Origin of the sequence: Microbispora sp. CSR-4, from assembly GCF_008033685.1 — a bacterium.
Lineage (GTDB): Bacteria > Actinomycetota > Actinomycetes > Streptosporangiales > Streptosporangiaceae > Microbispora.
This window is the reverse complement of the sequence record NZ_VJVX01000009.1, coordinates 1-24,538: the sequence shown is the minus strand read 5'-3', so window position 1 is coordinate 24,538 and position 24,538 is coordinate 1. Positions and strand designations below refer to the sequence as shown.

The following is a 24,538-nucleotide window of genomic DNA, read 5'->3' as shown; positions in this document are numbered from 1 at the left end:
CCTCATGCACCCCATACTCGCTGGCCGGGCCGATGGTTCCCTAGGTTTGTTCCTGTGAAGATCTGGGTCGCATCACAGGACATCGCCGACGCGCTCACAGAGCTGCCCGAAGGCCTCCCCTCCCTTGACTGCGTCGTGTACGACGGGCGGACGCCGTTGCCCGGCCCGCCCGAGGACGTGGAGATCTGGGTGCCTCCGCTGGTCCCGCTGCCGGACACCCCCGGCCTCCTGGGCCGCATGACCAGCCTCCGCCTGCTGCAGACCGTGACGGCGGGGGTCGAGCCCTACCTTCCGCACGTGCCGCCGAAGGCGGTCCTGTGCAACGCGCGCGGCGTCCACGACGCGGGCACGGCCGAGTGGGCGGTGGGCGCGATGATCGCGATGCTGCGGGAGTTCCCCGATTTCGCGGCCGCCCAGGCCAGGCGGGAGTGGACCTACCACCACACCGGCGTCCTCGCCGACAGCACCGTGCTGATCGTCGGGTACGGCTCGATCGGCGAGGCGCTCGAACGGCGTCTTGCCGGATTCGAGGTGGACATCGTGCGGGTGGCGCGCACGGCCCGCGACAGCGCCCACGGCCGTGTCCATGGTGAGAGCGAACTGCCCGCGCTGCTGCCCGAGGCGGACGTGGTCGTGCTCCTGGTGCCCGCCACCCCGGGGACGGCCGGCCTGGTGGACGCCGGGTTCCTCGCCCGGATGAAGGACGGCGCGCTGCTGGTGAACGCCGCGCGCGGGTCGGTCGTGGACGCCGACGCGCTGCTGGCCGAGTTGCTGACGGGCAGGCTGCGGGCGGCGCTCGATGTCACGCCCGTCGAGCCGTTGCCGTCCGACCACCCGCTGTGGACCGCGCCGGGGGTCTTCATCACCCCGCACATCGCCGGCAGCACGCCCGCGTCGGTGCGGCGTACGCGGAGGCTGGTGCGGGAACAGGTGATCCGTCATCTGACGGGCCGTCCACTCGATAACATGATCACCGGGCATTACTGACCGCTCCGTTAAGGATTCCGGAACGTGGCTGCCTCGTGACCTGGGGTGCGTACGGTGAAGCTCAGCGTGCGCGGCTGGTTATCAGATCGGTGACGACTCGCTCGTTGTCCCCCTCTCGATCAGCGGGAGTGCGCACACTGGCCATGTGACAGGGAGAGTAAAGCCGAGTCGAGAACGGGAGGGGCAGTGATGGCACACCCCACCGAATCCGGCGACGCTGACACAACTCCGGACTCGGCCGAAACCCCGGCGGACACGACAACCGGAGACGAATCGGCGACAGGTGCAGAGGCGACGCGCGTGAACGGCAGGCGTGACCCCCGGGTCCCACTCACCACGGCGGCCGGGCTCGGCGCGGTGGCGGTCGTCGTGGCCCTGGTCACCGGAGGCTCGGCACCGGTCGTGACCGCGGTCGCGGGTGTCGTCACCGGCCTGCTCGCGGCCATCTCGCTGATCATGGCCGCCTCCCGCGTCGTCCCCGTCCACCGGCGCCAGCCCGGCGCGTGGCGGTGGATGGCCGCCGGGTCGCTGACCTGGCTCCTCGGCGTCGGGGTGCGCCCCGTGGCCGACGGCACGCCGTTCGTGCTCACCTTCGCCGACCTGCTCATGCTCGTCGGGTCCGTGCTGCTCGCGATCGGCTGCGGCATGTCGGTGAAACCACCCGCGTTCACACGCGGGGTGATACGCCAGGCGGCCGACGCCTACCTGGGCGCGGCGTCGGTCTTCGCCGTGGCCTGGGTCGCCGTGCTCGGCCCGGCGTTCCGTAAGGCGGAGGACACTGGAGCGTTCTTCGTCGCGCTCGCGCTGCCCGTGGTCTGCCTGCTCGCGACCTGCGCCGTGACCCCGGCCGTGGCGGCCTCCCGGTCGGGCAACCGGGTGGTCGGGCTCGCCGGTGTGGGGCTGCTCACCGCGATAACGGCGGCGGAGCTGGCCACGGCCCTCGCCCGCCTCGACGGCGACACCCCGCCGCTCGCGGCGGGGCCCGTCGCCCCCGCCATGCTGCTGGTCCTCGCCGTCGCCCCGTGGGGGCACGAGGACCGGCCGGTCAGGGCGTTGCCCGCCGCGCTGACGGCCGCCACCCCGCTCGTGCTGGTCGCCGCGGCCACGCTGGTCGCCACCCTGTACGCGATCGGGAACAGCCGCGACGCCGCCCTGGTGATCGTGGCGGCCTCGGTCGTCCTCGTCCTGCTCGGCCGCCTGTTCGTGCTCCTGGTCGAGACCGCGGGCATGCGCCGCCTGGTCGACGTCGGAGAGCAGCAACTGCGCAGGCTCGCCGAGAACACCGGCGACGTCGTGCTGGTGTGCGATCCCCGCGGGATCATCCAGGAGGTCGGCCCCGGCCTGGAGACGACGTACGGCTACTGCCCCGACGACCTCGCCTTCCGGCCGATCTTCGACTACATCCACCCCGAGGACGTGCCTGCCGTACAGGCCCTCCTCGACCGCATGATGGACGACGAGGACGACGGGCCGGATCAGGAGGGTGAGCCGGCGCAGGAGGGCGGCACCCGCATCTCCTGCCGGTTCCGCGCCTCCGACGGCACCTGGCGTCCCACCGAGTCCGTCGCCGCCCGGCACGTACGCGACGACGACCTCGTCCTGGTCACGATCCGCGACCTCAGCGACCAGGTGGCCCTGCGCAACCAGGTCACCCACCTGACCTTCCACGACGGGGTCACCGGGCTGCCCAACCGGGCCTACTTCGAGGAGCGCGCCCGGGACGTGCTCACCCGCCGGGGAGCCGGCGGGACCGCGGTGATCTTCCTGGACCTCGACGGCTTCACCTCCGTCAACGACTCCGTCGGCCACGCCAGCGGCGACCACCTGCTCGGCCAGGCCGCCCGCCGCCTGCGCTCGGCCGTACGCGCCGACGACACGCTCGCCCGGTGGGGCGGGGACGAGTTCGCGGTGCTGCTGGAGGGCGGCGCGTCCGGAGGCACCGACGCGCAGACCGCCATCGACCTGGCCGAACGGCTCGTCCGCGCGGTCTCCAACGAGCCGTTCCGGGTGGCCGACCGCGACATCGCGCTGACGGCCAGCGTCGGCGTGGCCTTCGCCGAGGAGGACCTGCCGCCCGGAGACCTGCTGCGCAACGCCGACGTGGCGATGTCGCGGGCCAAGGAGCTCGGCGGGCGCCGGGTGGAGGTCTTCGCCACCCACATGCACGCCGACGTCCTGCGCCGCCTGGAGATCGCCTCCGACCTGCAGCGGGCGCTGCTGGAGAACCAGTTCGCGATCGAGTATCAGCCCGTGGTCGACCTGGCCACGTCGCAGGTGACCGCCGTCGAGGCGCTGGTGCGCTGGTGGCGGGGCAGCACGTTCGTGCCGCCCGAGCAGTTCCTCGGGCCCGCCGAGGACACCGGGATCATCGTGCCGCTCAGCGAGTGGATCCTGCGCGAGGCGTGCCGCGAGGTGGCGGCCTGGCGCGCGTCGTCGTGGGACATCGGGCTGGCGCTGAACCTGTCCGCGCGGCAGATCATGGCCCCGCGCTTCGTGGAGACCGTGGCGGAGGCGCTGAGCGAGAGCGGGCTGCCCGCCAGCAAGCTGACCCTCGAAGTCATCGAGGAGATGCTGGTCGAGGACGCCGGCGAGATGATCAGCAGGCTGTCGGAGCTGAGGACACTCGGCGTACGGCTGGCCATCGACGACTTCGGCACCGGCTACGCGTCGCTCGCGTTCCTGCGGCAACTGCCGGTCGACATGATCAAGATCGACCCGTCGTTCGTCTCCGGACTCGGCCGCGACGACACGCTGACCCTGCTGACGAAGACGATCGTGCAGCTCGGCAACGACCTCGGGCTGATCGTCGTCGCCGAGGGCATCGAGCGGCCCGAGCAACTCGACCTCCTGCGCAAGATGGGCTGCACGCGCGGCCAGGGCTATCTGGTGGCCCGTCCCATGACCGCACGGGGCGTCGACTCCCTGATGCCGAGCACGACCCTCCAGAACACCGCCTGAGCCGCGCCGAAGGCGCGCCGTGAGCACAGCGTCATGCCGGAGGCGCGCCAGGGGGCAGCGTCGATCGTCTGGGCGCTTTGATCGGCTGGGCCGTGCCTGCGGCACGCAAGGAGCGCGTCCCTCGTCGCGCGTGGTCGCTTCGCACCCGCGCGCCTCAGTCCAGAACGGTGGCGCGGACACGCGGCGTCGTGCCGGCCGCGCTGCGGGTCGCATAGCCTGGGAGTCCGTTGTGGGTGTCTTGGATGGCGAGACGGGCGTCCCACATGATTTGACGTGGAGGCGCTCCATCGGACATCGTTGTAGCCATGCATAGCGGTGGGATTCTCGTAGTACTTCGCAGGCGCGCAGCCTGACGAAGCACTAGGTCCTGCGCGCGCCCCAGCTCCGCTCAGCGGATGGGGCATTTTTTATGCCAGGAGCCACGCCAAGCAGCCCAGCCAGAAGCAAGCTCAGCCACAAGGAACGAGCCGATGACCGAGAAAATGACAGGTGCCCAGGCCCTCGTGCGGGCGCTGGAGCAGGTCGGGGTCGACACGGTGTTCGGGATCCCCGGCGGGGCCATTCTCCCCGCCTACGATCCCCTCTACGACTCGACCAAGGTCCGGCACGTGCTTGTACGGCACGAGCAGGGCGCCGGCCACGCGGCCGAGGGCTATGCGCAGGCGACCGGCAGGGTCGGGGTGTGCATGGCCACCAGCGGCCCGGGGGCGACCAATCTGGTGACCCCGATCGCCGACGCCTACATGGACTCGGTGCCGATCGTCGCGATCACCGGGCAGGTCTCCACCCCGCTCATCGGGACCGACGCGTTCCAGGAAGCCGACATCTCCGGCATCACGATGCCGATCACCAAGCACAACTTCCTCGTCACCAAGGCCGAGGACATCCCGCGGACCATCGCCGAGGCGTTCCACATCGCCGCGACCGGCCGTCCGGGGCCGGTGCTGGTGGACATCGCCAAGGACGCCCTGCAGGCGACCACCACCTTCTCCTGGCCGCCGGTCATGCAGCTTCCCGGCTACCGTCCGGTGACCCGGCCGCATTCCAAGCAGATTCGCGAGGCCGCCCGGCTGATGACCGAGGCCAAGCGGCCGGTGTTCTATGTCGGCGGCGGCGTGCACAAGGCGCGCGCCTCGGCCGAGCTGCTGGAGCTGGCCGAGCTGACCGGCATCCCGGTGGTCACCACGCTGATGGCGCGGGGCACCTTCCCCGACAGCCACCCCCAGCACATGGGCATGCCCGGCATGCACGGCAGCGTCTCGGCCGTCGGCGCCCTGCAGCGCTCCGACCTGCTGATCGCGCTCGGCACCCGGTTCGACGACCGGGTCACCGGCCAGCTGTCCAGCTTCGCTCCGCACGCCAAGGTCATCCACGCCGACATCGACCCCGCGGAGATCTCCAAGAACCGCCACGCCGACGTCCCGATCGTGGGCGACTGCCGCGAGGTGATCGGCGACCTGATCACGGCGGTGCGGACCGAGCAGGCCGAGGGCCGCAAGGGCGACTACAGCGAGTGGTGGCGGCTGCTCAACGGCTACAAGGAGACCTACCCGCTGGGCTACGAGGAGTTCGCCGACGGCTCGCTGGCCCCGCAGTACGTCATGGAGCGGCTGAGCGCGCTGGTCGGAGCGGACGCGATCTACGCGGCGGGCGTCGGCCAGCACCAGATGTGGGCCGCCCAGTTCATCAAGTACGAGCACCCGGGGACGTTCATCAACTCCGGCGGCGCGGGCACGATGGGGTACGCCGTGCCGGCCGCCATGGGCGCCAAGATGGGCCGCCCGGACAAGGTCGTGTGGGCCGTCGACGGCGACGGATGCTTCCAGATGACCAACCAGGAGCTGGCGACCTGCGCGATCGAGGGTGTGCCGATCAAGGTGGCGGTCATCAACAACGGCAACCTCGGCATGGTCCGCCAGTGGCAGACCCTGTTCTACGACGAGCGCTACTCCAACACCGATCTGCAGCGGCCCAAGCGCATTCCCGACTTCGTGAAGCTCGCCGAAGCGTACGGTTGCGTCGGCCTGCGGTGTGAGCGTCCCGAGGACGTGGACGACACGATCCGCAAGGCCATGGAGATCAACGACGTGCCGGTGGTGGTCGATTTCGTCGTGCACCAGGACGCGATGGTCTGGCCGATGGTCGCGGCCGGCACGAGCAACGACGACATCAAGTACGCCCGTGACATGGCGCCGAACTGGGAGGGTGGAGAATGAGCCCCGCCCAGGCCCGACCCGTTCACGACCAGCAGCGCGAGGAGATGGAGCAAGCATGAGTCGCCACACGCTGTCCGTGCTGGTGGAGAACAAGCCGGGCGTGCTGGCCCGGGTCGCCGCCCTGTTCAGCCGCCGCGGGTTCAACATCGACTCGCTGGCGGTCGGGCCCACGGAGCACGACGACATCTCGCGGATGACCATCGTCGTCAACGTGGAGGACCTCCCGCTGGAGCAGGTCACCAAACAGCTCAACAAGCTGGTCAACGTCATCAAGATCGTCGAGCTCGACAACAGCCAGTCGGTGCAGCGCGAGCTGATGTTGATCAAGGTGCGGACCGACTCGGAGAGCCGGTCGCACGTCCTCGAACTCGTGAACCTCTTCCGGGCACGCTGCGTTGACGTGGCTCCGGACGCGGTGACGATCGAGGTCACCGGGACGACCGACAAGCTGGAGGCGTTCGTCCGGGTCCTTGAGCCGTACGGCATCAAGGAGCTCGTGCAGTCGGGCATGGTGGCCATCGGCCGCGGCGCCCGTTCCATCACCGACCGCTCGCTTCGCGCCCTCGACCGCAGCGCATAGCTCCCATGGCAGGCACGTCGCGACGGACAACCCGTGAAAGGCAAGCAAGTGACTGAGATCTTCTACGACGACGACGCCGACCTGTCGATCATCCAGGGCCGCCACGTCGCGGTGCTGGGTTACGGCAGCCAGGGCCACGCGCACGCCCTGAGCCTGCGCGACTCGGGTGTGGACGTCCGGGTCGGCCTGCCCGAGGGCTCCAAGAGCCGGGAGAAGGCCGAGGCCGACGGGCTGCGCGTGCTGTCGCCGGGCGAGGCCGTCGAAGAGGCCGACCTCACGATGATCCTCGCGCCGGACCACATCCAGCGGCACCTGTACGCCGAGCACGTCGCGCCGAACCTCGTCGAGGGCGACGCGCTGTTCTTCGGCCACGGCCTCAACATCCGCTACGGCCTCATCGAGGCCCCGGCGGGCGTCGACGTCGCGATGGTGGCGCCGAAGGGCCCGGGTCACCTGGTCCGCCGCCAGTACTCGGCCGGTCGCGGCGTGCCCTGTCTGGTCGCCGTCGAGCGCGACGCCACCGGCAACGCCTGGCCGCTCGTGCTGTCGTACGCCAAGGGCATCGGCGGCACCCGCGCCGGCGCGCTGAAGACGACCTTCACCGAGGAGACCGAGACCGACCTGTTCGGCGAGCAGGCCGTGCTGTGCGGCGGCGTCTCCGAGCTGATCAAGGCCGGTTTCGAGACGCTGATCGAGGCCGGCTACCAGCCGGAGGTCGCCTACTTCGAGTGCCTCCACGAGATGAAGCTGATCGTGGACCTCATGTACGAGGGCGGCATCTCCAAGATGTACTGGTCGGTGTCCGACACCGCCGAGTACGGCGGCTACACCCGTGGCCCGCGCGTGGTCAACGCGGAGACCAAGAAGGAGATGCGCCGCATCCTCGACGAGATCCAGGACGGCCGCTTCGCCCGCGAGCTGGTCGAGGAGTTCGACTCCGGCCAGACCAACTTCAAGCGCTACCGCGAGGAGCTGGCGGGCCACTCCATCGAGCAGACCGGCGGCAAGCTCCGCCCGATGATGAGCTGGCTCAAGGGCGAGCAGGCCTGAGGCTCGCGAACGCTCGCGTGACCGCGGCGCCGCTCCCCGCCCGGAAGGGCGGGGCGCGGCGCCGCGTCGCGTTTCACGCCTCCCGCCGACCGGCACCGGCCCCCGCCGACCGGCACTGCCCCCCCACCGGTTTCCGGCAGCTCCCACCAGCCCCCGCCGCCCCCGCCGACCCCGCCGGTCAGCGCTGGGACCCGAACGGCCCGGCACCGTCGCAGCCGGTAGGCGGACCTCAGAGCACTGTCGCCGCCGGTGCAGCGGCCGGGGCCGGACGGGGTCAGCACCGGGCGGGCTTGAGCCAGGAGCATTCGAGGTCACCGGCCGAGGGCCGCCGCGACGCCTGGCCGGTCTCCTGCGGCGTCGGCTCCGGAGCCACACCGCGCGCGTCCGCCGAGACGCCCGCCGCCTCATCGACCGTCTCATCGACCGTCTCATCGACCGGGGCGTTCCTGGTGAACTGCGCCAGCCTGACGGCGATCCGGTCCTCCAGGTCGCGCGGCGGGCCGGACAGGTAGCCGTTGCTGATGACCGAGAAGACCAGCGGCTCGCCGTCCGCGCTGGTCACGTAGCCCGACAGCGCGGTCACGCCGGTCAGCGAGCCGGTCTTGGCGTGCACGTTCCCGGCCGCCGCCGTGCCGCCCATCCTGCTGCGCAGTGTCCCGCCGACCATGCGCTCCGCCTCTCCCGCGATCGGCAGGGCGGCGTACCAGGTGGGGAACCAGGGCTTGCCGCGCACCGCCGCGAGCAGGGCGGTGATCCCGCCGGGCGTCAGGGCGTCCACCCGGGACAGGCCCGAGCCGTCCCGCAGCCGCAGCGTCTTCACACCGTTGGCCTGCGCGAACGCGGTCGTCACGGCGAGCCCGGCCGCCCATGTTCCCGCGCCGGAGACCTTGCGTCCCATCGCCTTGGTGAGGATCTCCGCGTGCATGTTGTTGCTCAGCTTCAGGAACGGCACGAGCAGGTCGCCGAGAGGCATCGACCGGCGTGCGGCGACCGTGACCGCCTTCGCGGTGGCGGTCCCGCGCACGGTCGGCCCGAGCACCTTCACGCCGTGCCGGGCCAGCCCCTCACGGAACAGGGTGGCCGCGTAGAGCGTGGGGTCCCACACCGCGACCCACTCGTCGTACGGCTCGGCGACCGTGCCGCTGACCACGACGGTGTTGGTGCCGTGCTGCCGCTCGACGAGCACGTCCGTCTCGTCGCCGGTGACGGCCCTGTTCACGATCGTCACGTAGCCGGTGGCCGGGGTGGTGGACACCTTGGCGGCCTTGCCGGGTCCGCTTCCGGGCGCGACCGAGACGATCACCGAGCCCGCGTCGTAGTCGGTGTCGGGTGCCGCGGTCAGCGCCGAGATCTGCCCGGCGTAGTAGTACGGCTCGTCGTCCCAGGCCCAGTCGGTGCCGAGCCGTACGTCGTCGAACCAGGTGTCGTCGGCGACCAGCCGTCCCGTGACGACCTTGACCCCGGCCGCCGCGACCTTGGCGGCGAGCGCGTCGTAGTCGGCGGCGAGCATGGTCGGGTCGCCCGTGCCCCGCAGCGTGAGGTCGCCCACGACCGTACGGCCCGCCTTGGACGCGGCGAGCACGTCGGTCGTGAACCGGAAGTCCGCGCCGAGCGTGTCGAGAGCGGCGGCGGAGGTGAGCAGCTTGGTGTTGGATGCGGGGGCGAACAGCTTGTCCGCGTCGAGGGAGTAGAGGTCCTCGCCGCTGGCGGCGGCACGTACGGCGACGCCCGCCCGCGCGGGGGCCAGCCGGGAGTCGGCGAGGATCTGGTCGAGGTCGCGGGTCAGGTCCGCGATGCCGGGGGCCGGACCCCGCGCTCCGGCGGGGACGCCGGACCCGGCGATTCCGGTGGCCAGGACGGCACCGGCCAGCATGATCGTGATACGTCGTGACAATCGCACGGTCCGCTCCCGGGTGAGTGGCTTTCCGCGATCGTCGGCGAGCCGTGCCGGGGCGGCAATACGGAAATGTACGTATAACGATCAGGCGGGCATCGAGACCAGGAACACGCAGTCGCCGAAGGCCACCTCGTCGCCTGCCCGTACGGACGCGGGGCCGACCAGGCGCCAGCCGTTCAGCCGGGTGCCGTTCATCGAGCCGAGGTCGACGAGCAGCCAGGAGTCCTGCTCCCGCCGCAGTTCGGCGTGCACCCGCGAGACGGTCAGGTCGGCGAGGACGAGGTCACAGGAGGAGCCGCGGCCGACCAGATAGCGGGCCCGGCCGTCGGCGGGCAGGGCGAGCCGGGGCAGCCGGGGACGCCGCCAGGCGGACTCGATCCGGCTGCTCAGCTCCGACACGGAGGCGACGGCGTCGGTGATCCTTCTGCGCCAGCGCCCGCGGTGCGGGAGGTCGGAGACCAGCTCGTCCAACTCGTTGCGACTGCGAGCACGGAGCGCGAGGTCCACCCGGCCGACGAAGGTCTCCATGGACAGGCGTCCTTCGGCGGCCCGGTCGCGGAGCTCGCTGAGCGCACGCTCGCGGTCCCCGTCCGATGCGCGAACCGGGGGAGAGCTCATGAAAGGAGTATCCGTCGCAGTGGTCCGAGGTGTCCAGAAGACCGCCGTATTCCCCGTCGATCCCGGGGTGGGAGCGGGGGCGCCGGGCATGGCGTCCCCGCTCCCTGCGCCGTCGGCGCGTCTCTACCGTCGGCTCTACTGCCGGCCGAAGTCCTGGGTCCAGTACGGGCCGCCCGCGGCGACGTACCCGACCCCGATGTCGGTGTAGGTGCAGTTGAGGATGTTCTGCCGGTGCCCGGGGCTGTTCATCCAGCCCTGGACCACGGCCTGGGCCGTGCCGTAGCCCTTGGCGATGTTCTCCGCCGCGGCCCGCCAGGTGTAGCCGGCGGCCGTGATGCGGTCGGCGAAGGAACGGCCGTCCTTCGAGGTGTGGTCAAAGTAGTTCTTCGCGGACATGTCGGCCGAGTGGGCGTACGCGGCGGCGCGCAGGCGCGCGTCGTGCTTCAGCGGGCCGCAGCCCGCCTTGGCCCGCTCGACGTTGGTGAGGCGCACCACCTCGTTCTCGATGGCGGTGCCCACGGCCGAGCCGCTCGTCGGAGAGGCGCTGGGCGCGGCGGGGGGGGGGGGGCTCGGGGCGGGGGGCGGGCTTGGGGTGGTGCTTGGGGTGGTGCTTGGGGTGGTGCTGGGAGTGGTGGTGGGGATGGTGGAGGGGGTGCCGCTGGGGCGTGGGGAGGAGGTGGCGGTGGGAACCGTGGTGGGGATGTCGCAGTCGAGGCGCACCGGCTTCGAGCGCGAGACGTGGCCGCGATAGTCGGTGACGACGCTGTAGTACGCGCCGTTCACGCAGGTCAGCGCCACGGTGACGCGCGCGTTCCTGACCACCTTGGAGCCGCTCTTGACCACGCGGTCGGGGCCCGGCCTGCTCTTCACGATCCGGACCCGGAAACGGGCGTTGTCGACGCAACCGGCCCGCGAGCCCGCCGCGCGGATCTTGCCGTCCACGCTGACGTACGGCTTCGCGGCGGCGACCCGGCAGCCCGCGTGCCAGGCCTCGGCCTGAGCCGGCACCGCCGTCATGCCGGCGGCCGTGACGCTCCCGAGGCACAGGACCGCTCCGAGCGCTCTGTTCACGATCATTCCTCCAGTGGGGGTTAGACGCTGGGGAAGTCGTCATTATGGTGCGCTAGAGACCGACATGTGGTGATAAATCGGTCCAAGGAGGAAAGTATCTACCTTCTCTTAAACTTCCTTTATGCCGCGCAATGCCTTGGATGCCCGATAATCCGCAGGTCAGCGGCGTGATCAGCGCAGAGACCGGCTTGAGGCGCGTTTAAGGTCGTCCGCGGCCTCCCGCGCCACCCGTTCCAGCCGCTCGCGGCAGCGCTCCCACCACGGCGGACGGCCGGCCGTCACCAGGTCGTCGCCCTCCCGGCATCCGGCGCCGCCGTCGACCGGCCCGCGGACGACGTGAGCGTGGCAGGCCGGGCCCCTGTCCGGACGCCGGCCTCGGCCCGGCGGGGCGCCGCCGGCGGCGCGAGGCCGCCCGATCACCTCATTCTTCGGTGCGGAGCACTTCTCCGGGTTCGGGCCGCCCGCCGTCCTGCGTGCGGTCCTGTCCGCCGTGCTGCCCGTCGCTCCCGGAGACGGGAGCCGCGGAGGGCGTGCTCCCGCCGGTGACGGCGGCGAGGCGGTCGGCGGTGAGGTCGTACCTGAGGGTCATCAGCACGCCCGCGAACGTGATCAGGGCGGGCACCACGGTCACGCCGATCACCACGGCGACGTGGGCGCTGTCCGGCTGGGTCACCGGATGCTCGGGGTCGGAGGAGGCGAAGCTGCCCAGGCTCAGCACCCATCCGTACGCGGTCGCCCCGAGCGCCTGGACCGCGTTCTCCACCGCGGTCCACAGGCCGGTGAAGATCCCGCCCCTGCGCTCGCCGCTGAGCATGCCGTCGTACGCGATGACGTCGGCGAGCATGGAGAACTGCAGCAGCTGGGTGCCCGCGTAGCCGAAGCCCACGATCATCACGCACAGGTGCGCGTACAGCTCGCCGAACGCGGGCGTCGCGAGGAGCAGCAGCGCGCCGATCGTGAACAGCGCACCACAGAGGATCATGGCACCGCGCTTGTCCAGCTTGCGGGCCAGCCACACCCACAGCGGCATCGTGATCAGCATCGGCCCCACGAGCGCCGCGAAGAGCGTGGTGGTGGCGGCGGTGTCGTCGAGCGCGTACGCGGCGAAATAGGGCGCCCCGGCGAGCATCACGCCGGCCCCGAGCGTCTGCGCGGAGCTGAGCCCGAGGAGCCACAGGAACTGCTTGCTGGTGCGGGCGGCGGCGAGCTGCTCCCGGAGCGTCCCCTCGGACTTGCGCGGTGCGGTGAAGGGCGCGCGGGCGGTGCCGAAGAACGAGCCCAGCATCGCGACCAGAAGGATCACGCCGAAGGTGACGCCCATGACGCGGTAGCCGTCGGCCGTCTCGCCGGCGAGCGTCGGCGCGAGGATGCCGCTCATGGCGATCGAGACCGCGATGAGCGCCATGCGCCACTGCAGCAGCGAGGTCCGCTCGTGATAGTCGGTCGTCATCTCCGCGGGCATCGCCTTGTACGGCACCTCGTACAGGGCGTATCCGGTCGCGGCGGCCAGGAAGGTGACGCCGACGTACACGGCGGCGGGGACGCCGGTGATCGGCGGGCCGGCGAACATGAGGGCGAACGACACCGGCAGCACCGCGGCCCCGGCGAGCAGCCAGGGGCGGCGTGGTCCCCACCGCGAGACCGTGCGGTCCGACCATCGGCCGACCAGCGTGTTGGCGATCAGGTCCCAGGCCTTGGGCACGAAGAGCACGACGCCCGCGAGCGCGGCGGGGACCGCGAGCACGTTGGTCATGTAGAAGAGCAGCAGCAGCCCGGGGATCGTGGAGAAGTTGGCCGTGCAGAACGAGCCGACGGCGTACCCGAGGCGAACCCCGAGGGAGACCTTCGACGGGGACGGCGTCGCCGTGGAAACCATGGTCGCCATTCAAGCCGAGCAAGCGTCCGTTAGGAAGGACTGATCGGCAACGGTTCGGCGGCTGCCCGGTGTCCCGCCGATCTCCGCCGGGGCGGCCCCGGCGGAGATCGGTGACGGGCCCGCGGGCTCAGTCGCGTACGTCGGGGAAGACGACGTGCGCGCCGATCTCGATCAGGCGGCGTTCGGTGTGGGCGTCGGCGACCCGGGCCATGAGCACCGGCGCCTCGCTGGCCGCCAGTTGCGGCAGCCGGCTGCGCACCCGCCGGTGCAGCTCCTTCACGATGTCGTCGGCGCCCGAGATGTGCACCTTGACGTGCAGCATGATCCCCCACAGCCCGGCGGCCGTACGCGCCTCGGAGATCCAGACGTGGTGGACGTAGGGATACTCCGGCAGCAGCTCGGCGACCGCCACTCGCAGCGCCGGCAGGATCGGATGGCGCGTCCTGCGATAGCCGGGGTCCACGACCTGCATCGCCCCCGACAGGTGCTGCCGGGGAGCGGGGACCCACTGCGGGAGCGCGGAGGCCGCCTCCGGGACAGGGGCGGGCATGGGAGGGACGGGCGTGGGCGGCGGTGGAGCCTGCCGCGCCGCCTGCGCGCGGGTCACGGTCGCCATCGCGCCCGTGGCGTACGCCGTGGGGGCGGCCGAGCCCAGGGCCGACAGCGCCGGAGCGGGACCGGTGCGGTTCTGCTCCAGATATCGGCGCAGGTCGTCGATCGGCACGGCGGCGGCGGCGGGGCCGGCCGCGTCGATCACGATCTCGCGCACGCCCGTGACGCGCTGGATGTCGAGGATGGTGTCGGCGTCGCACGCCGACAGGGAGTGGCTCCCACGGTGCCGGGCATAGGTCGCCGGTCCCGTGTAGCCGAGCAGAACGCGTTCGCCGTTCTGCGTAGTGCCGAGCACCACGGAGCGGTCGGGGCGGACCGCCACCAGGATGCCCCACTCCGCGAGGGCCGCCAGGAGTTGCCGGGGGCTGCCATGCCGCGCGAGAACGTCGCCCAGGGAGGGGTTCCCGATGCTCATAGCCTGAACGATAGGGACTGGACCATGGCGAATCAGGCTAATCCCCAAGATTAGGTGCGATCAATACCGAGATGGGTGGCAGTCTGGATGGATCAGGCTAAGCCGGGGTACATCCATCGGCTGGGCCCGTACGTGAGCGAGTCTCACGAATCCCCTGAGCCCCACCGGAACCTCCCGGCAGCCGGGCTGCGTGGAGTCGCCCGGAGCCGCCGGGAGCCGCCCGGAGCCGCGCGGACCGCGATTCCGAGACCAGGTCGTCGTGCCGCCGCGACACCGCCGAGACCTTGCGTCGTCTCGTATGCCGGGCGCTCGTGAGAGCCTTCACAAGGCCCGGATAGACTCACGTCGTCCGCGCTGTCGCACTTCACGAAGGACTCAACCCAGTGAACAAGCCCGTCGTACTTGTCGCAGAAGAGCTCTCAGAAGCGGGTCTCGCCGTGCTCGGCGCGGACTTCGAGGTCCGGCACACCGACGGCGCCGACCGGTCGCAGCTCCTGCCCGCCCTCGCCGACGTGGACGCCCTGATCGTACGCAGCGCCACCCAGGTCGACGCGGAGGCCATCGCGGCGGCGCCCAAGCTGCGCGTCGTCGCCCGGGCCGGCGTGGGCCTGGACAACGTCGACGTCGAGGCGGCGACCAAGGCCGGCGTCATGGTCGTGAACGCCCCGACCTCCAACATCACCAGCGCCGCCGAGCACACGGTCGCGCTGATCCTCGCCAGCGCCCGCAACGTCGCTCAGGCGCACTCCGCGCTCAAGAGCGGCGAGTGGAAGCGCTCGAAGTACACCGGCGTCGAGCTCGACGAGAAGGTCATCGGCATCCTCGGCCTCGGCAAGATCGGCCAGCTTGTCGCGCAGCGCCTGCAGCCGTTCGGCGTCGAGCTCATCGCGTACGACCCCTACCTGCAGCCGGCCCGCGCGGCGGCGATGGGCGTGCGGCTGGCGTCGCTGGAGGAGGTGCTCCAGCAGTCCGACTTCATCACGGTCCACCTGCCCAAGTCGAAGGAGACCATCGGCCTCATCGGCGACCGCGAGCTGCACATGGTCAAGCCGACGGTCCGGCTGATCAACGTCGCGCGTGGCGGGATCATCGACGAGAACGCCCTCTACGCCGCTCTCAAGGAGGGCCGCGTCGCGGGCGCGGGCATCGACGTGTTCGCCAAGGAGCCCTGCACCGACAGCCCGCTGTTCGAGTTCGACCAGGTTGTGGTGACGCCGCACCTCGGCGCCTCCACTCACGAGGCCCAGGAGAAGGCCGGCACGCAGGTCGCCCGCAGCGTCAAGCTGGCGCTCGCCGGCGAGTTCGTGCCCGACGCGGTGAACGTCCAGGGCGGCGCGGTCGCCGAGGACGTCAAGCCGGGCCTGCCGCTCACCGAGAAGCTCGGCCGCATCTTCACCGCGCTCGCGGGCGAGGTGGCCACCCGCCTCGACGTCGAGGTCCGCGGCGAGATCGCCGCGCAGGACGTCCGGGTCCTGGAACTGGCCGCCCTCAAGGGCGTCTTCACCGACGTCGTCGAGGACGCGGTGACCTACGTCAACGCGCCGCTGCTGGCCAAGGACCGCGGCGTCGTGGTCGAGCTGGTCACCAGCGCGGAGAGCCCCGACTGGCGCAACGTCGTCACGGTGCGCGGCGTGCTCGCCGACGGCCGCACGGTCTCGGTCTCCGGCACCCTGTCGGGCCCGCGGCAGATCACCAAGATCGTCGAGGTCAACGGCTACGCGATGGAGATCGAGCCGACCGAGCACCTGGCGTTCTTCACCTACGCCGACCGTCCCGGCATCGTCGGCATCGTCGGCCGCCTGCTCGGCGAGCAGAACGTGAACATCGCCTCCATGCAGGTCTCCCGGGACGTGAAGGGCGGCAAGGCGCTCATCGCGCTGACGGTCGACACGGCGATCCCGTCCGACGTCGTCGAGCAGATCGCGGGGGAGATCGGCGCCGACAGCGGCCGCACGGTCGACCTGGAGGACTGACCCTCCGATACCGCCTCATCGAACGGCCCGGCGCCTCGTGCGCCGGGCCGTTCGTTTTCTCCCGTCCGTTTCCCGATTCATGGACGGCGTCTCACCAGGTGAGATACTAGGTCGTCCTACGAGATTGTGGGGTACTCTTGCGATGACGAGGCGCCCCGCGCTTCCACCTGCCGCGACGGGGCCTGATCAGGGCAGGCCGGCCCGTCGCGGAGCGCCGCGCAGCCGGCCTTCGGCCCGCCCGTGACGCGTGACCCGCGTTCCATCGGCGGCCGACGCACGACGCATTGGACCCGCGACAGCCGGGTCCCGCTCTCCGCATTTCTCCGTCGAAGAGAGAATCGCCATGTACGAGATGTATCCCTGGGGTCGTTCCGAGGACGCCGAGGACGAGGCGGCGGCGGCGCTGCAGATCGCGCTCGACCGTCGCGACAACGGGGGCGTACCGCAGCGCTGACCTGGCCGGAAAGCCGGTCTGGCCGGAAATGGGCGGGAACGGCCACCCTCCGGATGTGTCAATCTTGAGTGCGTGGTGAGCATCGGCGGTGGGGCCGCGAACACGACGAGCCTGCTCCGGTTGATCAACCAGCGGGCGGTGTTCACCGAGATCTTCCGCCTCGGCAAGGCCTCGCGCCCCGAGCTCGCCCAGGTGACCGGCCTGTCGAAGCCGACGATCTCGATGGCGCTTGCCGACCTGGAGCGTGCCAGGCTCGTCCGTCCTGTCGGGTTGCGTACCGGCGGCACCGGCCGTGCCGCGCTGCTCTACGAGATCAGGCCGGAGGCGGGCTGGGTGCTCGCGGCCGACATCGGCCGCACCACCGTGCGGCTCGCGCTCGCCGATCTCGTGGGCGACGTCGTCGTCCGCAGGCAGGAGCCCTCGGCGGCGCGGTCGTACGACGGCCTGGTGGGGCAGCTGGAGCGGCTGGCCGCCGAGGTCGTCGCCGAGGCCGGCCTGGCATCCGGTGACGTCACCGTCACCGTGTTCGGCACTCCCGGAATCCACGACAAGGAGAGCGGGGCGCTCCGGCTCGCGCCCGGCCTGCCCGGCTGGGAACGCCCCGGCGCGGTGGACGCGCTGGCCGGTGTGACCGGCTCGTCCTACACCGTGGAGAACGACGTCGACCTCGCGGCGGTGGGGGAGGGCGCGTACGGCCTGGGCAAGGGCGTCTCCCACTTCGTCCTCGTGTCCATCGGGACGGGCGTCGGCATGGGTGTGATGATCGACGGCGGTCTCTACCGGGGTGCCCGGGGAGCGGCCGGCGAGATCTCCCACCTGCCGATGGGCGTTCCGGAAAGCGCGGACGGCCCGGGAGCCGGGCGCGGTGAGTTCGAGTCGGTCGCGTCCGCCGACGGCATCGTGGCGGCGGCGGCGCGTCTCGGCATGACGGCGGCCACGGCCGGTGAGGTCGTCGCCGCGGCGCGCCGCGGCGACCCGGCCGGGCGCGAGGTGCTGGCCGCCGAGGCCGGTCACGTCGCCCGCGCTCTCGCCGGGGTGATCGCCGTGCTCGATCCCGAGCTGATCGTGCTCGGCGGCGGCATCGGCGCACAGGCCGGCGACCTGCTCGCCGACGCGGTGGCCGAGCGGCTGGAGACGCTGGTGGCCCTCGCGCCACCGCGGATCGAGGTGTCCACGCTAGGGCCGGACGCCGTGATCCTCGGGGCGCTGGCGGTCGGGCTGTCCACGGCGCGCGACCTCGTTTTCGAACGTGCCGTCGCGTCTGGACCCGCCTGACCGGCAGGTGCGCCCGGGTATGGACCGAATAGTGAGATCGTGTTTCGATCCACGAGACAACCGGTAAGGTACACGCATGGAGTCGAGCAACATCCGCCTGGCAGTCATCCCCGGTGACGGTATCGGCACCGAGGTCGTCGCCGAAGGCCTCAAGGTCCTCAACGCCGCGGGCGTCAAGTCCGAGACCACCGAGTATGACCTCGGCGCCAGGCGCTATCACGCGACCGGGCAGACGCTTCCCGACGAGGTGCTCGACGAGCTGCGCGGCTACGACGCGATCCTGCTCGGCGCCGTCGGCGACCCGAGCGTCCCGCCCGGTGTCCTGGAGCGCGACCTGCTGCTGCGCCTGCGCTTCGAGCTCGACCACTACGTCAACCTCCGCCCGGTCAAGCTGTTCCCCGGCGTGACGACCCCGCTCGGACAGGCCCGTCCCGAGGACATCGACATGGTCGTCGTCCGTGAGGGCACCGAGGGGCCGTACGCCGGAGCCGGTGGCGCGATGCGCCGCGGCACGCCGCACGAGATCGCCACCCAGGAGTCCCTGAACACGGCCTACGGGGTCGAGCGCGTGGTGCGCTACGCCTTCGAGAAGGCCATGACCCGGCCGCGCCGCAAGCTGACGCTGGTCCACAAGACCAACGTGCTCACCTACGCGGGCGACCTGTGGGCGCGCACCGTCGACCGGCTCGGCCTGGAGTTCCCCGAGGTCGAGACCGACTACTGCCACGTCGACGCGGCCTCCATGTTCTTCATCACCCAGCCGCAGCGGTTCGACGTGATCGTCACCGACAACCTGTTCGGCGACATCCTGACCGACATCGGCGCGGCGGTCGCCGGCGGCATCGGCCTCGCGGCCAGCGGCAACGTCAACCCGGCCCGCACGGCGCCGTCCATGTTCGAGCCCGTCCACGGCAGCGCGCCCGACATCGCGGGCCAGGGCAAGGCCGACCCGACCGCCACGATCCTGTCGGTCGCCATGCTCCTCGACCACCTCGGCCACGCCCAGGCGGCGGCCCGTGTCGAGCAGGCCGTGGCCGACGACCTGATCGAGCGCCAGAGCGCGTGGACGGCACGCTCCACCCGCGAGATCGGCGACGACATCGCCGCCCGAGTAGCCGGCTGATTCCGGCCGCTCATCCCGACATCACGCGCATGGCGGCCCGGTATGGGCCGCCATGCGCTTTTTCATATCTGTGAAATGCCCTAGTTTTCCCTTAGCCGACTCGTCGCACAATTACTACGACGACGTAGAGAGAAGGACCCCGCATGACCACCCACCTCAGGTTCGACGTGCAGCTCAATCCGCAGGCCCGCTCTGCGGCCGAGCGCGAGCAGCTGCTGGCGAGCCCCGGCTTCGGTCAGGTCTTCACCGACCACATGATCTCCATCGACTGGACCGAGGGGGAGGGCTGGCACGACGCGAAGCTCCAGCCGTACGGTCCGCTCGTGCTGGACCCGGCGACGTCGGTGTTCCACTACGCCCAGGAGCTGTTCGAGGGGCTCAAGGCCTACCGGCAGCCGAACGGCTCCATCGTCGCCTTCCGGCCGTACGCGAACGCGGCGCGGTTCAACCAGTCGGCGCAGCGCATGGCGATGCCGGAGCTTCCCGAGGAGACGTTCGTCGAGTCGCTCGAACTCCTCGTGCAGACCGACCGCGACTGGGTGCCGACCGCCGAGGGGCACAGCCTCTACCTGCGTCCCTTCATGATCGCCACGCAGCAGGCCCTCGGGGTGAACCACCCCTCGCGGAACTACAAGTACATGGTGATCGCCTCGCCCGCCGCGTCGTACTTCACCGGTGGCCTCAAGCCGGTCTCGGTCTGGCTGTCCACGGAGTACACCCGCGCGGCGCCCGGGGGCACCGGGTTCGCCAAGTGCGGCGGCAACTACGCGGCGGCGTTCGTGGCCCAGCGGCAGGCCGTCGAGGAGGGCTGCGACCAGGTCGTCTGGCTCGACGCCTTCGAGCACCGGTGGGTCGAGGAGATGGGCGGGATGAACCTGTTCTTCGTCTTCGGCGACCGCCTCGTCACCCCGGCGCTCACCGGGACGCTGCTGCCCGGCATCACCCGCGACTCGATCCTCAGCCTGGCCGGCGAGCTGGGATACAAGGCGGAGGAGGGCAAGATCTCCATCGAGGAGTGGCAGGCGGGCTGCGAGTCCGGCGAGCTCACCGAGGTCTTCGCCTGCGGCACCGCCGCCGTCGTCACCCCCGTCGGCTCCGTCAAGGGCGTCGACCGGAGCTGGACCGTCGGCGACGGCACGCCCGGTCCGGTCACGATGAAGATCCGCGAGGAGCTCGTGGGCATCCAGTACGGCAGCCGCCCCGACACCCACCACTGGATCCACAAGATCTGCTGACGGTCGCCGCACCGGCCCGCCTCTCTCCGGGTGGTGGCCGGTGCGCGGTCGGAACGTGCGCCGGGCAGGGCTGAACGGCCGACGCGCAAGGGGCCGTGCTCAAGGGGCCGGGCTTGAGGAACGGGGCTTGAGGAACGAGGCTTGAGGAACGGGGCTCGGAGGCAGGGTGCAAGCGGTCGTTCAGCCGATGGCGCCCGGGCAGGGCCTGGCCACCGCGAGGACGGACAGCGACACCAGTCCGTGGAGCAGGCCGGTGCCGCTCACTCCGGCCCTCGCGTCGACACTGATCAGGGGCCGCGCGACCGGGCACGGCCTGGGCGCCGGAGCGGGAGCCGGCGCCGGAGCCGACACGACGCGCGGAGCGGGGGGCGGCGGCGCGACGGGAGACGGCGTGGGCGTCACGGTCACCGTGACGGTGACCGTGGGCACCGGAGTGGGCCTGGCACTGGGCGCCGGAGCAGAGGGCGCCGGGCTCGCGGTCGGGCCGACGACCGTCACGTGCTGGGTGATGTTGCAGACCCGGGCGCGCCGGCACAGCGCGTTCTGCACGTTCGAGGAGCCGCCCGCGGTGTTGGTGGACGTGTGCTGATAGCCGTGGTTGCGCGTGTCGCCGGACACCGACAGCCTGTCCCCGGGCCGGTCCTGCGGGTCCTTCCCCTGGGTGGACGTGACGTTGCGCACGGCGCGATCGCCACGGCCGTGCCCGTTGTCGGCGGCGGCCCCGAGCGGGACGACACCGGCGATGAACGCGGTCGAAGCCGATGTTCCGGCGAGAAGGAGACCGGCGATCCTGCCGGTGAGAAACGCCCTGCTGCCGCGCCGACAAGTCATCCGCCGCCCCCTGTTCGGATCAGACGCCTGGTCGCACCAGACGCCGGGTGATAAAGACGAGCTCCGGGCAAAGCGATCCGCCAATGCGAATCGCTTCGCGAGCGTACTCATCGAGGGGACGGCGATCATGCGTCCCGCGCCTCTATGGCGCGTTATTACCCGGTCATTGCCCTACGTCCATCGAGATCCAGGATTCAGTTCTTCCTGATGAGCGTGAGGCCGTCGGCGACGGTCAGGAGCACGCTCGTCACCCGGGAGTCGCGGGCGACGAGGTCGTTGAACTCCCGCATCACGGGCACGGTGCCGCCGGCGGCGGGATCGGTGATGTCGCCGTGCTGGAGCGTGTTGTCCACGGCGATCAGGCCGCCGGGCCTCAGCCGGGGCAGGATCTCCTCGTAGTAGACCGGGTATCCCGCCTTGTCGGCGTCGATGAAGGCGAAGTCGATGCTCTCCCCCGCCGGCATGGCCCGCAGCGTGTCCGCGGCCGGGCCGAGGCGCAGCTCGATGCGGTCGTCGAGACCCGCCTTCCGCCAGTAGCGGCGCGCCACCGCCGTCCACTCCTCGCTCACGTCGCAGGCGATCAGGCGCCCGTCGGCGGGCAGCCCCCTGGCGATGCAGATCGACGAGTAGCCGGTGAAGGTCCCCACCTCCACGGCGCTGCGGGCGCCGCTCAGCCGGACCAGCATGGTCAGCAGGGTGCCCTGCTCCGGCGCGATCTGCATGGTGATCCGGTCGCCCACCAGCCGGTGGGTCTCCTCGGCCAGGTCGGTGAGCAGATCGTCCGGCGGGCTCGTGTGCGCCGCGGCGTACTCGGCGACGGCAGGGGTGATGAAATTGGCGGCCTTCATGGCTTCACACTAGATCGTCAGCCCGCTGACCTGCGCGAACACTCTCGGATATCTCGTACTATGAGATCGATGTGCCAGAGGGTGACCGGCTGTGGCAAACTGCTCAGCACCATGTTCTACGGTCTGCTCATTATCGGCAGGCGCGCCGGCTAAAAGGACACCGCCGGCGCGCAGACCTCTCACGTCCGTGAGGGGTCTTTTTGTTTGGGCCCCAAGCGGAACCACAGGCCGATGAGCGCGCGGCGAGACGCAACCCGCGAAGGAGACACAGAGATGGCCGACGATCGTTTCCACGTGTACGACACGACGCTCCGTGACGGTGCCCAGCAGGAGGGGCTGAACCTCACGGTCGCCGACAAGCTCGCTATCGCACGTCACCTGGACGGCCTCGGCGTCGGCTTCATCGAGGGTGGCTGGCCGGGCGCGAACCCCAAGGACACCGAGTTCTTCCGGCGGGCTCAGACCGAGCTCGACCTGAAGCACGCGCAGCTCGCCGCGTTCGGCGCGACCCGCCGGGCGGGCGTGAAGGCCGCCGACGACCCACTGGTGGCCGCGCTGCGCGAATCCGGCGCGCCGATCGTGACGCTCGTGGCCAAGAGTCACGACCGTCACGTGGAACTGGCCCTCCGCACGACGCTGGAGGAGAACCTCGCGATGATCCGCGACACGGTCTCCCACCTGACCGCGGAGGGCCAGCGCGTCTTCCTCGACGCCGAGCACTTCTTCGACGGCTACCGCTCCAACCCGGCGTACGCGCTGGAGGTGCTGCGCACGGCCGCGGAGGCGGGGGCGTCGGTGGTCGCGCTGTGCGACACCAACGGCGGCATGCTGCCCGACGAGCTGGCCGACGTGGTGCACGAGGCGGCCGGCACCGGGGCCCGCATCGGCATCCACTGCCACGACGACACCGGCTGCGCGGTCGCCAACACGCTGGCCGCGGTCAAGGCCGGCGCCACACACGTGCAGGGCTGCGCCAACGGCTACGGCGAGCGCTCCGGCAACGCCAACCTCTTCACGGTGGTGGCGAACCTCCAGCTCAAGCGGGGATTCGACCTCGTGCCGCCGCAGTCGCTGCGCGACATGACCCGCATCGCCCACGCGATCACCGAGGTCACCAACGTCACGCCGAACTCCCACCAGCCGTACGTCGGGACGTCGGCCTTCGCGCACAAGGCGGGCCTGCACGCGTCGGCGATCAAGGTGGACCCGAACCTCTACCAGCACATCGACCCCGCCGAGGTCGGCAACGACATGCGCATGCTGGTCTCCGACATGGCCGGCCGCGCCTCGGTCGAGCTGAAGGGCCGCGAGCTGGGCTACGAGCTCACCGGCGAGCAGTCCAGGCAGCTGGTCGAGCGGGTCAAGGACCTGGAGGCCAGGGGGCACACGTTCGAGGCGGCCGACGCGTCGTTCGAGCTGCTGCTGCGCGACACGGTCGACGGCGAGCTCCGGCGCTACTTCACGGTCGAGTCGTGGCGGGTGATCGTCGAGCGCCGCCCCGGCGGCGACGTGGTCAGCGAGGCGACCGTCAAGCTCCACGCGAAGGGCGAGCGGATCATCGCGACGGGCGAGGGGAACGGCCCGGTCAACGCGCTCGACAAGGCGGTGCGGCTGGCGCTGGAGAAGCTCTACCCCGAGCTGGCCGCGGTCGAGCTGATCGACTTCAAGGTCCGCATCCTGGAGGGCACGCACGGCACGGACGCGGTGACCCGCGTGCTGATCACGTCGAGTGACGCGACCGGCGAGTGGGCCACGGTCGGGGTGGGCGAGAACATCATCGAGGCGTCCTGGCAGGCGCTCGAGCAGGCGGTCACGTACGGCCTGCTGCGGGCCGGGCACAGCGCCTGAGCAGCGCCTCGCCGAAGCCGGAGCGAGGCCTTGCCGGCGCGTCGCCGAAGCCGGAGCGGGGCCTTGCCGGCGCCTCGTCAAAACCCGGAACAGCGCCTCGCCGGCGCCTCGTCTGCAACTCGGCAGGGCCTGAGCAAAACGGTGCCTGACCAGGGCCTGACCAGGGCCTGACCAGGGCCTGAGTGGTGCCAGGCCCTCCTCAAGGGATGGTGCGAGTGGTGCTCACGATGCGCTCGTGAATGTTGTGGTTTTAGTGACATTTAGTCTAGTTGGTGCTTAGATAGGCGAAGCTCCTGAGGCGGTCATCGCCACGATCGGCGATCCGGCCACGGTTCCAGCCTCAGCGCCCCGCTCTGGCTCAACGGAGGGTGAAGGCAAGAAGTAGCTGCGCACCGAACCCCGTGCTGTCGCGGTGCCTGCCGCCATGCTTCTGATCGTTTTTTCGGAGGCGGCCGGTGCCGTGAGAGCCGAGCGACCGTCTGTCACCATGACCAGCCACGTGACTGCGTGGAGTCCGAAAATTTTCGGCTCGCAGTCATCCCCCTCGCTGGTGCACCCGGAATGGGAGGGTCCAGGGCTGAAGCGTTCTCAGGTTGTGAGACCGAGTAGCTGAAGTGCATCGGTGGGGTGGCTGCGGTAGTGGTCGGTGGCGGCGGCGATGTTGGTCCAGC

The 24,538-nt window shown here is 70.9% G+C and carries 17 protein-coding genes; 10 read left to right on the top strand and 7 right to left on the bottom strand.

The genetic code is table 11. The features are described 5' to 3' along the window. Positions 1-54: 54 nt before the first annotated feature. The 5 genes from FLV34_RS09960 (at position 55) to ilvC (ending at position 7,791) form a co-directional block, all read left to right on the top strand. Positions 55-987, top strand: coding sequence for a 2-hydroxyacid dehydrogenase (locus FLV34_RS09960; protein WP_147942953.1), 933 nt, complete (start codon positions 55-57; stop codon positions 985-987). Positions 988-1,287: 300 nt separating this feature from the next. Continuing rightward, positions 1,288-3,945 carry a bifunctional diguanylate cyclase/phosphodiesterase gene (locus FLV34_RS09955; protein ID WP_261985721.1) on the top strand — a complete coding sequence of 886 codons (2,658 nt, stop codon included), beginning with the start codon at positions 1,288-1,290 and terminating at the stop codon, positions 3,943-3,945. A gap of 395 nt (positions 3,946-4,340) precedes the next feature. After that, complete coding sequence (locus FLV34_RS09950) at positions 4,341-6,161, top strand: acetolactate synthase large subunit (protein WP_205829943.1); 1,821 nt, start codon at positions 4,341-4,343, stop codon at positions 6,159-6,161. A gap of 55 nt (positions 6,162-6,216) precedes the next feature. Continuing rightward, a complete protein-coding gene (ilvN, locus tag FLV34_RS09945; protein ID WP_030506098.1) occupies positions 6,217-6,741 on the top strand; it encodes an acetolactate synthase small subunit in 525 nt (174 codons plus the stop codon). Positions 6,742-6,798: 57 nt separating this feature from the next. Further along, entirely contained in the window at positions 6,799-7,791 is a 993-nt protein-coding gene (gene ilvC, locus FLV34_RS09940) for a ketol-acid reductoisomerase (protein ID WP_142646338.1), read from the top strand. A gap of 274 nt (positions 7,792-8,065) precedes the next feature. On the opposite strand, the gene dacB is transcribed toward ilvC, so the two are convergent. From dacB to FLV34_RS09915, 5 genes are all read right to left on the bottom strand, one after another. Further along, positions 8,066-9,691 carry a D-alanyl-D-alanine carboxypeptidase/D-alanyl-D-alanine-endopeptidase gene (gene dacB / locus FLV34_RS09935; RefSeq protein WP_222709466.1) on the bottom strand — a complete coding sequence of 542 codons (1,626 nt, stop codon included), beginning with the start codon at positions 9,689-9,691 and terminating at the stop codon, positions 8,066-8,068. 81 nt (positions 9,692-9,772) lie between these two features. Continuing rightward, entirely contained in the window at positions 9,773-10,306 is a 534-nt protein-coding gene (locus FLV34_RS09930) for a DUF1707 and FHA domain-containing protein (RefSeq protein ID WP_142646123.1), read from the bottom strand. Between the two features lie 135 nt (positions 10,307-10,441). Continuing rightward, positions 10,442-11,377 (bottom strand): CAP domain-containing protein, encoded by a 936-nt coding sequence (locus tag FLV34_RS42280; RefSeq protein ID WP_187280591.1) that lies wholly within the window; start codon positions 11,375-11,377, stop codon positions 10,442-10,444. A 421-nt stretch (positions 11,378-11,798) separates the two neighbouring features. Continuing rightward, positions 11,799-13,253: an MFS transporter gene (locus FLV34_RS09920; protein WP_240971085.1), complete on the bottom strand. Its 1,455-nt coding sequence runs from the start codon at positions 13,251-13,253 to the stop codon at positions 11,799-11,801. Positions 13,254-13,380: 127 nt separating this feature from the next. Further along, entirely contained in the window at positions 13,381-14,280 is a 900-nt protein-coding gene (locus tag FLV34_RS09915; protein ID WP_142646117.1) for a hypothetical protein, read from the bottom strand. A gap of 383 nt (positions 14,281-14,663) precedes the next feature. Here FLV34_RS09915 and serA point away from each other — a divergent pair, with 383 nt between their 5' ends. From serA to FLV34_RS09895, 4 genes are all read left to right on the top strand, one after another. After that, a complete protein-coding gene (gene serA, locus FLV34_RS09910) occupies positions 14,664-16,253 on the top strand; it encodes a phosphoglycerate dehydrogenase (RefSeq protein WP_142646115.1) in 1,590 nt (529 codons plus the stop codon). Between the two features lie 526 nt (positions 16,254-16,779). Beyond that, on the top strand, positions 16,780-17,982 hold the full coding sequence (locus tag FLV34_RS09905; protein ID WP_147942950.1) for an ROK family transcriptional regulator: 1,203 nt from the start codon (positions 16,780-16,782) through the stop codon (positions 17,980-17,982). A gap of 76 nt (positions 17,983-18,058) precedes the next feature. After that, a complete protein-coding gene (locus FLV34_RS09900; RefSeq protein ID WP_142646111.1) occupies positions 18,059-19,105 on the top strand; it encodes a 3-isopropylmalate dehydrogenase in 1,047 nt (348 codons plus the stop codon). A 143-nt stretch (positions 19,106-19,248) separates the two neighbouring features. Then, positions 19,249-20,340 carry a branched-chain amino acid aminotransferase gene (locus FLV34_RS09895; RefSeq protein ID WP_142646109.1) on the top strand — a complete coding sequence of 364 codons (1,092 nt, stop codon included), beginning with the start codon at positions 19,249-19,251 and terminating at the stop codon, positions 20,338-20,340. Positions 20,341-20,520: 180 nt separating this feature from the next. Here the strand turns inward: FLV34_RS09895 and FLV34_RS09890 are convergent, their stop codons facing one another. Then, entirely contained in the window at positions 20,521-21,171 is a 651-nt protein-coding gene (locus FLV34_RS09890; RefSeq protein ID WP_142646107.1) for a hypothetical protein, read from the bottom strand. Positions 21,172-21,365: 194 nt separating this feature from the next. Next, positions 21,366-22,019, bottom strand: a complete 654-nt coding sequence (locus tag FLV34_RS09885) for an O-methyltransferase (RefSeq protein ID WP_147942949.1) — start codon at positions 22,017-22,019, stop codon at positions 21,366-21,368. 273 nt (positions 22,020-22,292) lie between these two features. Between FLV34_RS09885 and cimA the strand changes: the two genes are divergently transcribed. Next, the gene (gene cimA, locus FLV34_RS09880) at positions 22,293-23,867 is read left to right on the top strand and encodes a citramalate synthase (RefSeq protein ID WP_142646103.1); all 1,575 of its coding nucleotides are present in this window, start codon (positions 22,293-22,295) and stop codon (positions 23,865-23,867) included. Positions 23,868-24,538 lie beyond the last annotated feature (671 nt).